The sequence below is a fragment of the Synechococcus sp. W70.1 genome, assembly GCF_047461515.1.
In the GTDB taxonomy this organism is placed as follows: Bacteria; Cyanobacteriota; Cyanobacteriia; order Thermostichales; family Thermostichaceae; genus Thermostichus.
This window is the reverse complement of sequence record NZ_JANSHH010000025.1, coordinates 129699-143936: the sequence shown is the minus strand read 5'-3', so window position 1 is coordinate 143936 and position 14238 is coordinate 129699. Positions and strand designations below refer to the sequence as shown.

The window sequence follows — 14238 nt, the reverse complement described above, 5'->3', positions numbered from 1 at the left end:
CCAAACAGCAATCAATTGAGGGTGAACTGGATGGGCACCACCACCCAAGACTCGATGGGGACGTTGTTTCTCAAGGCCGGGCTGAATTCCCACCGCTGCACCGCCTCCTGCGCTGCCCTATCCAGGGCGGGAAACCCACTGGAAGAGGCGATCTCCACCTGCTGCACCTGCCCCTGGGCATTGACCTTGGCCCGCAGCAGCACCTGCCCCTGTTGGCCGAGACGGCGAGCTTGAGGAGGGTAGGGGGGCGGAGGATTGCGACCGGGGATCGGGCGGGCCAGGACGTCCGGCTGGGGGTTGGCAGCCACTGTCGATGGGGAGGAACTGGGGGGGGTGGCAGGTGTTGGGGCAGAGGAATGGGGTTGGGCCGCACCTATACCGCCAGGTGTCCCAGTTTCAGGATCCCTTGGCCCCAATCTGCTCTCGCTGCCGGGGGAAGGCGGAGCGGCGGCAGTCTTTACGCTGGAACGAATCCCTTGGATCAAGGGGGTAAAGCGGGGCAGAGGGGTGCTTGAGGTAACCGGGGCGGAGGTGAGTGGAGTCGCTGTAGAGGTGGGGGTAGCCGCCGGAGTTGGGGTGGGCTGTTGTGGCGGAGGAGTGGGTTGCGGGGTGGCTGTCGGTAATGGGGTCAGCGGAGGAGTAGGGGTGGGTTCTGGCTTTGCCGTGGGAATGGGTGTAGGGGTCGGTGGAGGCGTAGGGGTCGGAGTTTGCAGGGCCAGCAAAGATTCAGCCTCCGGGATGGCTGGCATCTCGATCTCTTGGGGCACAGGCTCCGGTGGGGATAGATCGTCTGCAGGGGGCGATTCCGGGGCCGGGCCGGGCGGCTCTGCTGTTGGCTCTGGTGGGAGAGATTCTATGGATTCTGAATCCGGTTCGAGCAACTGTGGCTCGGGATCCTCCAGCAAAAGCGTGACTGGGATCCGGAGTTCTGCGTCTGATAAAGGCCGGGATCCCCACCAAGCCAGCCCCAGCAGCGCCATCAGGTGCAAGAGGAGGGAAATCAACCCCTCCCAGCGCAGCGGTCGGAGATCCCTGGCTCGCAGGTGGAGGACGGTCCCCGGCGGATCTTCCCCCTCCTGGCAAGCTGTCCAGAGGGCAGCCCAGCTATAGCTGGCCACCCAAGCCTCTTGCAGCAGCTCCTCGGCACACTCCAGCCAGCCGCTCTCTCTTGCGCCAGCCCAAAGCCACAACGCCAACCAAGCCAGCCCCGCCTCCCAGGCCATGCCCGCCTGCTGCCAATACCACCCCTGCAGTCGCCACAAAAGCTGGGGACAGGACTTCCGAAGAAGAGAGAGGGATCCCTTGGGGGTGCGGGCAGGTGGCTCGGCAAGCATCGGTTAGAGCAGGATCCAGAGTAAACACGGCCTCGGGTCTTGGCCCCTAAAACCGGGTGGAAAAACTGAGCGCAGCATGCCGTCCCGGCTGGGCCAGCCGTTCCACTTCAGGGCCGACAAAGAGAGAGCGGGTTTCGGAGTAGAGAAAATACCTTTCATCAAAGAGATTGAACACCCCGAAATTCAATTGCCAGTTGTCGTCCAGGTTGTAGTAGCCCAGCAGATCCACCACGGTGTAGCCCTTGGGCACAAACGGAATTTGAGGTGGAGCGTTGGGGTTCCGTTGCACTACCTCCCGTTGCGGGTCGCGGGGATCCGCCACCAGCGTGGCCACCAACCTGGCTCCCCAGATCTGGCTGGGATCGTCGTAGTGCAGTCCCAGTACTGCCGTCAGTGGCTCAATGGAAAGGAGGGGTTTGTTTTCGGTGAGGTTATCCCCCACCGCCCAGGCAAAGCTGCCATTGAGGCTCCAGCCGGTCAAATCGGGGCTGAAGAAGTACTGCCCGGTGGCTTCTACACCATAGATGCGGGCCCGACTGACGTTCTGGCTCTGAAAGAGAGTCACCGGTGGAGGTGGCGGGCTCCCTGGCGGGCCGGGGGGTGAAGGCTCGGATCCCACCGCCCGGAAAGCCTCGATAAAGTCGTTGTAGGTGTTGTAGTAGGCGGCCAAGCTAAAGCTGGCCTGGGGGTAGATCCCCCGCAACCCCACTTCAAAGCCTTGGCTGGTTTCCGGTCGCAAGTTGGGATTGGAAAGGGTGCGGTAGCGGAAGAAGGGGCTGACCAGGTTGGTGAAGCCGCTGTTGATTTCGTTGTACTGAGGGGCCCGAAAACCGGTGTTGTACTGGGCCGTAAAGGTGAGGTTGGGATTAATCCTCCACACCAGGCCCACCTTGGGAGAAATGGCATCGGCAAACAGGCTGGCGGCTTCTGCCCCACTTTTCAAGAAGGCTTCGTCAGGGCTGGGGGTGAGGCGGTAGGTGTCGTAGCGGATGCCGGGGATGAGGGTAAAGTTGCCGCCCCCAAAGTCGATCTCATCTTGCAAATACAGCCCAAAGCGCACGGTATCGGAGTCGGGAAAATCTTTGGTGGGAAAAGTGTCCGGGGGGATGTTTTGGGTGACTGCCCCGGTCAGCAGGTTGGTTTGGAAGCGGTTGCGGGGACGTTCGTTGCGGGTGGTGGAGATCTCCATTCCATACACCAAGCGGTGGGAGAGATCCCCGGTTTGGAAGCGGCTCTGGGCCTGTACGCTGGCTCCCAGAATGTTGCTGACCAGCTCGTTGAAGGTATCCCGACGCACAGGCACGGGCCGACCTTGTACCGTGAGGGTGCGTTCTTCCACGCTGGGCTCCTGGGTGCGGGCCGGCTGGTAGTAGATCTGGACGGTGGCCAGCTCAAAAGCGGGGGTATCGGGGTTGGCGTAGCGATATTCCAAGCTGAGGCGGCTGCGCTCGGTCTCAATGGTCTCCCTGAAAAAGCGGATGCTGGGATCCAGGTTGCGGGGCGAAAAGGTGGTGGTGGTGCGGTTGTTGAAGTATTCCGCCGTCAGGGTGAGGCTGTCAAAGGGACTGAAGCGATAGACCAGCTTGGCCAGAACATTGTCTCCCTCCACCGTTTGCCGATCCTTGAAACTGGGATCCGCTTTAATATCCGGCTCTCTGGCGTCGCGGCGAGTGTAGATGAGCAGGGCCTCTAAGTTATCCTGCCGACCCGCCAAGCTAAGGGTGTTGACGTACCCTTGGTTTTTGCTGTCGTACTGGCTGGACAGGCCCACATGGATGTCCCGTTCCCCCAGCAGATCGGCTGGATCCAGGGTGGTGTAGGTCACCACACCCCCCAGCGCGTCGCTGCCGTAGAGGGTGGAGGCGGGGCCGCGGATAATTTCTACAGTTTTCAGGGTCTCCAGCTCAAAGGTATCCCGGCCAATGGTGAAGGGGCCGAAGGAAAATCGCTCCGGCTGGCGGATCCCATCCACCTGGATCAACACCCGGTTGGCGTCGAGGCCGCGGATGTTGAAGTCCTGCAGGCCGTAGCGAACGCTGCGCCGCACGCTTACCCCCGGCTCGTAGCGCACCAGATCCTGAATGTTTTGAACCAGCTCCCGCCGCAACCGCTCCCGGTCGATGACGGTAATGCTGGCGGGTGAGTCGGCCAAAGTGCGCTCGGTGCGAGTACCGGTTACGGTGACCTGTTGCAGGTTAAAGATCGGCGTGCCTTCCTGCTGGAGAGCCCGAAGTTCGGCCTGTAGCCGCTCCACCTCTGCCTGATCCCCCCGCCGGCGAGCAGCCTCTATTTGCGCCTCCAGCTCCCTAATCTGCTCTTGCAAGGTGGTCGGCGCAGGAGTGGCCTGGGCCAACAGCGGCGGAGTTGTCGAATCAGGGATCCGGGCATTGGGCTGAGCCTGGGACAGGGATCCCCAGCCCACTCCCAAACTCAACCCCAAACTCACCACCCGCCACCAACGACCGTTCACGCGCATAACCTCTCAGACTCCTCAAATCCACCCCAGGAAAAACTCACTCCAAACCGGACAAACCCTCCCTCAGCCCCCTGACACCGGCAGGGAGAGGAGCCTTGCTGCCGCTGGAGCTGTGCTGCGCAGGGGGCAAAGCTGGGGCCCTACCGGAGTCGAGATCCACTCCACCTCCAGGCCAAACACCTGTCGCACCCGGCTGGGGGTCAACACCGCCAAGGGAGACCCCAGGGCCTGCATCTGGCCGGATCCCAGCAAGGCAATCTGCTCGCTGTAGCGAATGGCCAAATTCAGGTCGTGCAGCACCGTAACTACCGTCAGGCCCTGCTCCTGCTTCAGCCGTTGCAACAGCTCCAGCAGCTCCAGTTGGTGGCGCAGATCCAAAAAGGTGGTGGGCTCATCCAACAGCAACACCTGCGGCTCCTGCACCAAAGCCAACGCTAGAAAAGCCCGTTGCCGCTCGCCCCCCGAAAGGGTTTCCACCCGCCGCAGCGCCAGGGATCCCAGTCCCGTCTGCTCTAGAGCCCACTCCACCCGCTGCCAATCGGCCCGCGTCAACTGCCACGCCCACCAGGGCTGGTGGGGAGAACGCCCCAGACTGACCAATTGCCGCACCGTTAGCCCTGCCGGGATCCGCTGCTGCTGCGGCAAAAGAGCCAACTGCCGGGCCACCTGCTTTGGAGTGAGTTGAGCGTGCAGATCCCGACCGCCCAAGTACACGCGCCCAGCTTGGGGAATCAGAACCCGACTCAACAGTCGCAGCACCGTCGATTTGCCGGAACCATTGGGGCCGACAATGCTCAGCCATTCCCCCTTTTGCACGCTGAAGCTCACTTGTCGCACCACCGTCCGGGATCCGTAGCCCCCGCTCAAATCCTCGACCTGCAGGATGGGCTCTCTCATCGCCCTGCCCCCTGCTGCCACAGCAGCCAGCCGAAAAAGGGAGCCCCCATCACAGCGGTGACAATCCCCACCGGCAGCTCTATCGGGCCCAAACGGCTCAGGATGTCGGCACCGCTCAGCAGGGTCGCCCCTGCCAAGGCAGAAAGGGGCAACAGCCAGCGGTAATCGGATCCCACCCCCTGCCGCACCATGTGGGGCACCACCAAACCGACAAAGCCGATCAACCCCCCCACACTGACAGCGGTTGCCGCCAGCCAAGCCGCCACCAGACCAATCACTACCCGCGTCCGCGCCAGAGGGATCCCCAAGCTCACCGCCATCTCTTCCCCCAAGCTCAGCAGGTTTAAAGCCCGCGCCTGCCCCCATCCCAATCCCAAGCCGACCAGGATATACGCCCCGGCCACCTGCACCTCTGGCCAGCCCCGCCCGCTCAAGCTGCCGATCAACCAGGTGAGAGCCACCTGCACCCGGTCATCTGCCATCAACAACAAGGTGGAGCTAATGGCCCCAAACAGGGCGCTGACGGCCACCCCCGCCAAGATCAGCCGCTCCACCGCCAGTCCCGAGGGAGTACGCGCCAACCCGTACACCAACACGGTAGTCAGCACCCCGCCCACCCAAGCGGCCAGGGGCACCCAAGCCGTCCACTCTCCCAAGGTGAGCAACCCCACCGCCGCCAGGCCCGCCCCCGCCGAAATGCCCAGCAGGTAGGGATCCGCCAGCCCATTGCCCAGCATCCCCTGCAACAGGGCCCCTGCCATCCCCAGAGCCGCCCCCAGCAACTGGGCCAAGAGCGCCCGCGGCAGCCGCAACTGCCAAACAATCGTCTGCCGAATGGGATCCCCCTGCCCCCACAGGGCTTGCCAGAGTTCTGGGAAAGTCATGGGAACGGATCCCAAAGCAATCGAGACCAAAAGTACTAGGAAAATGAAACTCAATAGCAAACAGGTCAAACCGATTGGCGAGAGCAGCCGCTTTCTTTGCCCCCAGCCGCTGCCCCCCTCAACCTCTGTATACGGACACTCGCGATCGACCAGCACCGGGAAAACCTCTCGAGCTTTGCCCAGGAAGAGAGCCTTCTGAGGCCAAGAAACCCCCTCCGCCCGCAAGGGCGGGATGGAAAACTCAGCCAAGTTGGCCAGGCCTCCCTCCCGAGCTTTATTGAAAGTAAACTCAACAAAACGTAGTCGCTAGAATAGCAAGGCTTCTTGGATGTTGCAAGTCAGTTTCAATAGCTTGTGCCTAAATTTCTCCCTCTTGCGCTTCAGGGCTTTTGGACAAGACCGGGCAGCGCCTCTGCCCAGCCATTCGGACTTATCTCAGGGGGGATCCAACTACCCTGAGCGAGGTCATGGCAACCAACCGCGAAATGGGAATCAGGGGAGAAGGGCTGGGGAAACGTCTCAAACTTCATCTAGACCTGGATCTAGAATGGCCCAAGCTGGTCGGCCCGAGTTGGCTAGACTCCGAACCTTCAGCCCATTGCTGGCCCACGTTTTGATGCCATGAGTTCTTCCGCCGAGCCTACTTGGGATGCCTTAGAGGTGGATCCTGCCCTGCTCACCCCCATGATGCAGCACTACGTAGAGCTGAAGCGGCAGTATCCCCACGCCATCTTGCTCTACCGCCTAGGGGATTTCTACGAGATGTTTTTCCAGGACGCGGAAGTGGTGTCGCGGGAGCTGGAGCTGGTGCTCACCGGGCGGGAGGCAGGGGTCATAGGACGGGTGCCCATGTGCGGGATCCCTTACCACGCCTTTGACCGCTATGCTGCCCAGTTGGTGGCCAAAGGCTATGCCCTGGCCGTCTGCGACCAGATGGAGCCGGCGGATCAGGCCAAAGGCTTGGTGCGGCGGGAAGTGACGCGGGTCATCACCCCCGGCACGGTCATCGAAGAGGAGCTGCTGCAGGCACGGCAAAACAACTACTTGGCCGCCGTGGTCCGCCTGAGAGGCTCCAAGCAAACCCCCTGGGGCCTGGCTTACGCCGACATTTCTACCGGCGAGTTCTGGGTCTGCCAGAGCGAGGGGCAAGAGCAGCTAGAACAGGAGCTGGCCCGGCTGCAGCCGGCGGAGATCCTGCTGCCCACCGAGGAAGGGCTAGGCCTGGGCTTAATTCGGCCTGGGGATCCCCAAGCTCCCCTGGGCCTGCCCGGCCAGTACACCTATACCCTGCGCCCGGCGGAGCCCTTTGAGCTGGCGGTGGCGCGAGAAAACTTGCTACAGACCTATGGCCTGCGCTCTTTGGAGGGCTTGGGCTGCAAGGAGCTGCCCCTGGCAATTCGGGCGGCGGGAGGGCTCTTGCACTACCTGGAGGAGACGCAGAAGAACCTGGTGCAGCCTTCTCCCCAGGGGGGCCACCCCCTCCTACGTCCCCCTCGCACCTACCAGTTGACGGATTACCTCATCTTGGATCCCCAAACTCGCCGCAACTTGGAGCTCACCCAGACCATCCGCGAGGGGGCCTTTGTCGGATCCCTGCTCTGGGTGCTGGATCACAGCCGCACTGCCATGGGAGGACGCACCCTGCGCCGTTGGCTGCTGCAGCCTTTGCGGGATCTTGAGCAAATCCGCCTCCGCCAGGACACCATCCAGGAGCTGTTGGAAAACCCCTCCCTGCGCACCCGCCTGGGATCCCTGCTGGACTCTCTCTATGACCTGGAGCGCTTGGCCAACCGCGTCGCCTCCGGCACCGCCAACCCGCGCGAGCTGGTGGCCCTGGGCTCCTCCTTGGGCAAACTGCCCCAACTGGCGGAGCTGGTGGCCGAAGCCAAGACCCCTCTCCTGCAGAGCTTGCAGCAGGTGGATCCCGCCCTGGTTGACCTGGGCCGCCGCATCGAGCACACCCTCCTGCCCTCCCCTCCCCCTGTGCTCACCGAAGGGGGGCTAATCCGGCCCGGCGTCGATCCGGAGCTGGACAGGCTGCGGCAGCAGGTGGAGCAAGACCGCCAGTGGATTGCCCAGTTGGAGAAAACCGAGCGCGAGCGCACTGGGATCCCCACCCTCAAAGTTGGCTTCAACAAAGCCTTCGGCTACTACATCAGCATCAGCCGCGCCAAGGCCCAGCAGGTGCCCAAGGAGTACATCCGCAAGCAGACCCTGACCAACGAAGAGCGCTTCATCACCCCTGAGCTCAAAGAAAAAGAAGCCCGCGTCCTCACCGCTCAGACTGAGATCAACCAGCGGGAATACGAGCTGTTTGTGCACCTGCGCCAAGAGGCGGGATCCCAAGCTGCCGCCATCCGCCAGGTGGCCCAGACCCTGGCCGCCGTCGATGCCCTCTTTGGCCTGGCCGAGGTGGCCGTGCAGCAGGGCTACACCCGTCCCGTGATCACGGAAGATCGCCGCCTAGTCATCGAGGAAGGGCGCCATCCGGTGGTGGAGAAGTCTTTGCCCCAGGGCCTATTTGTCCCCAACTCGGTGCGTCTGGGATCCCCCCACGGCCCGGATCTGATTGTCCTCACTGGCCCCAACATGTCGGGCAAATCCACCTATTTGCGGCAGATCGGGCTCATCCAGATCCTGGCCCAGATGGGCAGCTTTGTGCCGGCAAGGCGGGCGGAGCTGGGCCTCTGTGACCGCGTGTTTACCCGCATCGGCGCTGTCGATGACCTGGCCACGGGACAGTCCACCTTCATGGTAGAGATGAACGAGACGGCCAACATCCTCAACCACGCCGGCGAGTGCTCCCTGGTGCTTTTGGACGAGATTGGCCGCGGCACCGCCACCTTCGACGGCCTCTCCATTGCCTGGGCGGTGGCTGAGTACCTCGCCACCCAGGTGCGCGCCCGCACGATCTTTGCCACCCACTACCACGAGCTCAACCAACTGGAGACCCTGCTGCCCAACGTGGCCAACTTCCAGGTGGTGGTGAAAGAGCTGCCGGATCGCATCATCTTCCTGCACCAGGTGCAGCCCGGGGGGGCCGACCGCTCCTACGGCATCGAGGTAGGACGCATGGCCGGCCTGCCCCAGCCGGTGATCGAGCGGGCCAAGCAGGTGCTGGCCCTAGTGGAACAACACAGCCGCATTGGCCTAGGTCTGCGCAGCCAAGGGAAAAGCCGCCTTTCCCCCAAGAAAAAACAGGCTGAACAACACCCTGAGCCCCTCGAGATCCGCAACCCCGCCCCGGCGGAGCAACTGTCTCTGATCCCGGGCTCCCTCTTTTCCGAGGAGCCTTAGGGCTCTACCCTCGCTCCGGCTCCCGCTCTTGCAGCCCCAAGCTGGCGGCCAGCACCTCCAGCTCATCCCGCTGCCCCTCCACCCACAGCAGGGATCCAGGGGGTGGGTCAGCCTCTTGCAACTTCAGGCGAAGCCGCTCCAGGCGGTAGTTGCGCCGCCAGTAGTACCAGCCTGCCCAAGGAGCGGCCAGCACCAGGGTCCAGGGCCAGGCTCCCCACGCCGGCTCCAGCATGGACAGCACCAGAGCCAAACAGGCCAGACCCACTCCTGCTAGCCCTGTCAAAAAAACAGCCAACCCCACACTGGGCCGAGCCTGACCGATAAAGGTGGCGATCCCCTCGGCATCGGCAAACTGCAAGCGATAGGCCCGCCCTTCCAGGTGCTTTCGGAGAAGGGATCCTATTTCCTCCAGGCTGTGGCTGCTAGAATAGAAGCGGGTTTCGCTGCGATCTCTACCTGAGGCTCGCAGAAAAAAGAATAGGCCGATCCCCAGAAGCAGCGTCAGCGCTAGGGTAGAAATGGCCTCTCCCTTCAGGGAGAGGGGGAGTGATGTAGCTACCCAATTCATAGGGATGACAGGAACGAGCCCCATCTGGTCGGGCGGCTTGACCTGTAGCCTCTCCACCGTAGCAGGAAAGGGGCAGAAAAATAGCTCGTGGAGGTTGACCCTCTACCTCCTAGTTTAAGTTCTGCAGAGAGGTTGGTTGCCGCCGGCAGTAGCCACGCTTGGTAGATCCTACCTCGACGCAGGAGCAATGGCGCAGGAGCAATGGCGCATCAGCAAAAACCCTGCGCTTTCCAGCAACCGTGACGACGGCTCAGGGGGGAGAAATCTGCGCCCAATCTCATGCAGCTAAGCTGAGAGAGGCAACTATAATTAAGTTATGATAAGGGGCTTACACTTCGCCAGCAGGTGGCTTCCTTCGTGGCTATCTCAGCCGTTCCCTACCGAGGGCAGGATTCCAGGGTTGGACTTAGCCAGAGGAGAGTGTTGTCTCCGCGGGGATGATGACAGCGCACAGCCACTGTCCCTGGGGAACCCTCAACTTAGCCCCCTCTTCAATGTTAGTCCAGCTGCTTGACTGTCTCTGTTGCTATTTCACTCAGTAGCACTTACATGTCTATCTACGAACCTGAAGCCAACGACACTTTGTTTGAAACCCCAACCGACCTCCTCGACCTGACGGAGGAGGAAGAGGCGGAGTTTGCCGAAAGCGAGTACGCCGAAGAGGGTCCAGCTCGACCCTCCACCGACCTGGTGCGCCTTTACCTCCAGGAGATTGGACGTGTTCCTCTCTTGGGACGAGACGAGGAGGTGGCGCTGGCCCAAAAAGTCCAAGACTACATGAAGCTCTTGGATGTGCGCCTGCGTTTGCAGAAAGAGCTGGGGCGGGAGCCTACTCTGGCAGAATGGGTGGCTAGGGCCAACCAGTTCCCTGAGTGGGCCAACCTTACGCCTGAAAAGCTGCAACAGATCCAGCGCATCGGCAAGCGGGCCAAGGAGCAGATGATCAAGGCCAACCTGCGCCTGGTGGTGTCGGTGGCGAAAAAATACCAAAACCGCGGCCTGGAGCTGCTGGATTTGATCCAGGAGGGCACGCTGGGCCTGGAGCGAGCAGTGGAGAAGTTTGACCCCAAAAAGGGTTACCGCTTCAGCACCTACGCCTACTGGTGGATCCGGCAGGGGATCACCCGGGCTATTGCCACCCAAAGCCGCACCATCCGCTTGCCTGTCCACATTACCGAGAAGCTGAACAAGATCAAAAAAGCCCAGCGCAAGCTTTCTCAGGAAAAAGGCCGTACCCCCACCATTGAGGACATTGCTTCCGAGCTGGAGATGACAGTACCCCAGGTCAGGGAGCTGCTGGTGCGGGTGCCGCGCTCGGTTTCTCTAGAAACCAAGGTGGGTAAAGACAAGGATACCGAGCTAGGGGATCTGCTAGAGACCGATGACATCTCTCCCGAAGAGATGATGATGCGCGAGGCCCTCCAGCGCGATTTGCAGCAGCTGTTGGAGGATCTCACCAGCCGCGAGCGGGATGTGATTCGCATGCGCTTTGGGCTGGGGGATGGTCGCACCTACTCCCTAGCGGAAATTGGCCGCGCCTTGGATCTATCGCGGGAGCGGGTACGGCAAATCGAGGCCAAAGCCTTGCAGAAGCTGCGGCAGCCTAAGCGGCGCAACCGGGTACGCGATTACCTGGAGGCCATCAATTAGGGGCGAGCAAGCCGCCTCCAGATCTGGAGGGCCAGCCCCTCCACCTCCGGGATCCGCAGATACAGAGCTCCAGCTACCACTAGGCTTAGGCCCAGGCCACCGGCCAGCCCAGCCCAGACAAGGGCGGTGAGCAGGGGGGATCCCAAGATCTCGTAGGCGCGTAGCTGCATCCACAGCCAGTGGCTAAGCCCACCAGCTAGGACGGTGATCCCCAGCAGGGGCAGTAGGGCTTGTCCCATCTCTTGCCAGGGGATCCCTGGCAGGCGCTGGTGAAGGCAGATCCCCAGTCCAATCAGGGCTACTAGGTTAACCCCTGCTGTGGCCAGGGCAATGCCTGGTGCCCCAAAGACCTGTAGAAATAGGAAGTCCAGAAGGGCGTTGAGGCCAATGGCTAGGCCACTGATGCGCAGGGGCGTGGTTCCGTCCTCCAGAGCGTAAAAGATGCGCACCAGCACATCCCGCAGCAGGTAAAAGCTCATCCCCAGGCCATAGGCCATCAGCAGAGCCGCCACCTCCTGGGTTGCCTCCGCCGTAAAGCGACCCCGTTGGTAGGCCACCTGGACAATGGGTTCGGCCAAGGCCACCAACAGCATTGCAAGGGGCAGGGTGAGGATGGCGGTCACCATCAACCCTTGCCGGATGCGCCGGCACAGCTCGGGCCATCGGTCTCTCTCTCCTGCTAGTTGGGCATAGAGGGGCATCAAAGGTACCAGCACCATGTTGGAAAGGATCCCCAGGGGGGTTTGCACCAAAAGCTGGGCGTAGCCCAAGTTGCCGATGGTGCGATCCCCGGGCACAAAGGAGGCAAAAAAGAGATCCACGTAGACATTGATGTGGATCATGCCAGAGGAGATGACCGCTGGCAGCATGAGCAGGCCCACGGCTCGCACCTGCGGGGATCCCCACTCAAAGCGCAGCCGCAGCCGCCCCAGCCCCAGCCGCTGCTGCAACGGTACCTGAGCCAACCACTGGGCAATGGCCCCGACAAGTACGCCCCAGGCCAGCAAGGTTGGGATCCCTGTCCACCCCAAGCTAAGCAGGATCCCGATGACTGCCAGGCTGGAGATTAGGGGGCTGAGGGCAGGCAAGAGGTAGTGCTCGGCCGCATTGAGTGCCCCAAAGCCAATGCCAATCCACCCCGAGAGCAAGGCCAGCGGCGCCATGATCCGCAGTTGCTGGGCAGCAAGGGCATGGACTGCGGGGCTGGATCCCGGCGCCGTCAGGCGCACTACCCAGTCTGCTCCCCACCATAGGCCCAAGGTCACGGTTAAGAGAAGACAGCCCACCAAGGTGGAGATTGACTCCAGCCAGCGGGCTGCTGCTTCTCCTGAGAGCTGCTGCTTTTTAAGAATGCTGACGATGGCACTGTGAAAAGGACCGTTGATCCCGCCCAGCAGGATCAACAAAAAACCGGGCAGGACATAGGCCACCCCAAAGGCGCTGTACTCCAGCCCCGAGCCGTAGATTGCCGCAATCAGGGCCTGCCGGACAAACCCCATGCCCTTGCTGAGCAGGGTAGCACCAGCCACTAGCCCCGCTACTGAGAGCAAGGAACGGCGGGAGGAAGAGGCCCCTGGGATCCCTTCCTTCATGCCCTAGCTCCCCACCGCCGCCTTGGCAGGGGGCAACTGGCGAGATGCTGCCGTCCCTTCCTTCTCGAAATCCACCCGCAAGCTCACAGCCGCTACCCCCCTCGTTCGGCATAGGGCAGCACTATTATCCCGAATTCTCCTGATCTATGCAGGGAGGTCGAGGAAGAGCTCAGGCCAGGAGTTGTCGCTCCTGTTCCAGTTGCTGCAACAGATGCTCATCCCCGCGGGCCTGGGCGGAACGGATGCGCTCCTGCAGCCGGCGCAGCAGATTCTGCCGATGGGTTTCCATATGCGGGGAGATAGCTGCCGGCGCCCTGCTCGCTGTCTTCGCCACTGGGTTGAGGACAAGGCCTCGATACGTCAGGGCAAAAGACTGTGGCAGCGCCACAGATGCCGATTGAGCTGGCCAGTCCCACGCTAAGCCCCGGTACCGCACTCGCACCGCCTGCCGCTGGCAGCTCGCGGGGGCAGAAGGGACAAAGACGTAGGCAATGCCGCGATAGGTCAGTTGCATATGAAGAGTCCCCCAAGTAGACGGCGGCCATCTGACGGGGAAAGCAACTTCCGTAGCCCGCTTCTCGGGAGCTGTAGGACAACAGCTTCAGCTTCCCTGGCGTGGCCCAGAGGGTAAAACCCAACTTCATTCTGTATCAGTTTTAACAAAATAAGCCTTTGGATGTCAACTTTAAAGCAGCTCGTCGATTAGCCGTAGCACCTGGTGCAAGTTAGTTCCGTCTTCCTTTCCACGTCTGAGGCTCACCTCCACCAACTGCTTGAGGGCAAGCAGCTTGAGGTTAGCCTCTACTGCCGCTCTCGCCATGGCCGGAGCTGCCGGCAAATAGCCGCTGGCCCCTAGATCCAGGAGGGCAGCCCGCCGCAGATGAACGTTGGGATGAGCCAGCAGCGACAGCAGAGGCTCAAGAAAAGTGGGATCTCCCGTCAAGCGGTAACAGGCCTGCCCTGCCGCGCATTGCAAACGAAGGGAGGGGTGATCTCGGTAGAGGCGAATCGGCTCCAGGGCAGCAGACACCTGCAGTTGTCCAAGCGCCTCGATGAGGGCCTCTAAGGCAGCAAGGTTTTCGGTCTGGAGACCCTGCTCCGCGCGGCGCAGCCCCTGCAGCAATGCTCCTCCCAAGTCTTCAAGCTGGGCGGGATCCCGGTCGAGGAAGTTGGCCAGGGCAATCTCGACCAGCGCCTGGGCTGCTGCCGCCACCACTTGGCCGTCGGAGCAGCGCAAAGCCTCTTTTAGAGCCGGGATCGCCGCAGGGGATCCCAGCTTGCCCAGGGCGCGGGCGGCATTGCGCCGTAGCGGATATCCCCCCTGAGCCGTGCGATCGGTCTCATCGGCCAGCGCCTCGATGAGGGCCGGGATCCCCTCTCTCACCCGCATGCGCCCCAGCCACCAAGCCGCGTAGTAGCGTTCTCCCGGATCCCCGTATCGCAGCTTGGCAATTTGCCCAGCCGGGGTGAGATCCGCCGACGGATAGGAGTCTGGAGGAGCTACTGGGCTCAAGGAGTCCACAGGCCAAAACTCCAACAG

General features: G+C 62.0%; 10 protein-coding genes. 2 read left to right on the top strand and 8 right to left on the bottom strand.

All coding sequences use genetic code 11. The annotated features are described in order from the left end of the window. Positions 1-11 precede the first annotated feature (11 nt). From NW808_RS06245 to NW808_RS06230, 4 genes are all read right to left on the bottom strand, one after another. Positions 12-1334: an energy transducer TonB gene (locus NW808_RS06245; protein ID WP_414420640.1), complete on the bottom strand. Its 1323-nt coding sequence runs from the start codon at positions 1332-1334 to the stop codon at positions 12-14. A 46-nt stretch (positions 1335-1380) separates the two neighbouring features. Then, the gene (locus NW808_RS06240) at positions 1381-3810 is read right to left on the bottom strand and encodes a TonB-dependent hemoglobin/transferrin/lactoferrin family receptor (RefSeq protein WP_414420639.1); all 2430 of its coding nucleotides are present in this window, start codon (positions 3808-3810) and stop codon (positions 1381-1383) included. Between the two features lie 63 nt (positions 3811-3873). Continuing rightward, entirely contained in the window at positions 3874-4707 is an 834-nt protein-coding gene (locus NW808_RS06235; protein ID WP_414420638.1) for an ABC transporter ATP-binding protein, read from the bottom strand. Next, complete coding sequence (locus NW808_RS06230; RefSeq protein ID WP_414420637.1) at positions 4704-5840, bottom strand: FecCD family ABC transporter permease; 1137 nt, start codon at positions 5838-5840, stop codon at positions 4704-4706. Before NW808_RS06230 ends, NW808_RS06235 begins: the two co-directional genes overlap by 4 nt. A gap of 372 nt (positions 5841-6212) precedes the next feature. Here NW808_RS06230 and mutS point away from each other — a divergent pair, with 372 nt between their 5' ends. After that, complete coding sequence (mutS, locus tag NW808_RS06225; RefSeq protein ID WP_414420636.1) at positions 6213-8888, top strand: DNA mismatch repair protein MutS; 2676 nt, start codon at positions 6213-6215, stop codon at positions 8886-8888. A 4-nt stretch (positions 8889-8892) separates the two neighbouring features. On the opposite strand, the gene NW808_RS06220 is transcribed toward mutS, so the two are convergent. Next, entirely contained in the window at positions 8893-9456 is a 564-nt protein-coding gene (locus tag NW808_RS06220) for a cofactor assembly of complex C subunit B (RefSeq protein WP_414420635.1), read from the bottom strand. A 549-nt stretch (positions 9457-10005) separates the two neighbouring features. Between NW808_RS06220 and sigC the strand changes: the two genes are divergently transcribed. Next, complete coding sequence (gene sigC, locus NW808_RS06215) at positions 10006-11106, top strand: RNA polymerase sigma factor SigC (protein WP_414393961.1); 1101 nt, start codon at positions 10006-10008, stop codon at positions 11104-11106. Here sigC and murJ read toward each other — a convergent pair. The 3 genes from murJ to NW808_RS06200 form a co-directional block, all read right to left on the bottom strand. Then, on the bottom strand, positions 11103-12698 hold the full coding sequence (gene murJ, locus NW808_RS06210) for a murein biosynthesis integral membrane protein MurJ (protein WP_414410838.1): 1596 nt from the start codon (positions 12696-12698) through the stop codon (positions 11103-11105). The two genes, sigC and murJ, sit on opposite strands and share 4 nt — an antisense overlap. A gap of 169 nt (positions 12699-12867) precedes the next feature. Next, complete coding sequence (locus tag NW808_RS06205; protein WP_414420634.1) at positions 12868-13212, bottom strand: DUF4278 domain-containing protein; 345 nt, start codon at positions 13210-13212, stop codon at positions 12868-12870. Positions 13213-13383: 171 nt separating this feature from the next. Further along, positions 13384-14220, bottom strand: coding sequence for a HEAT repeat domain-containing protein (locus tag NW808_RS06200; RefSeq protein ID WP_414420633.1), 837 nt, complete (start codon positions 14218-14220; stop codon positions 13384-13386). Between the last annotated feature and the right edge of the window lie 18 nt (positions 14221-14238).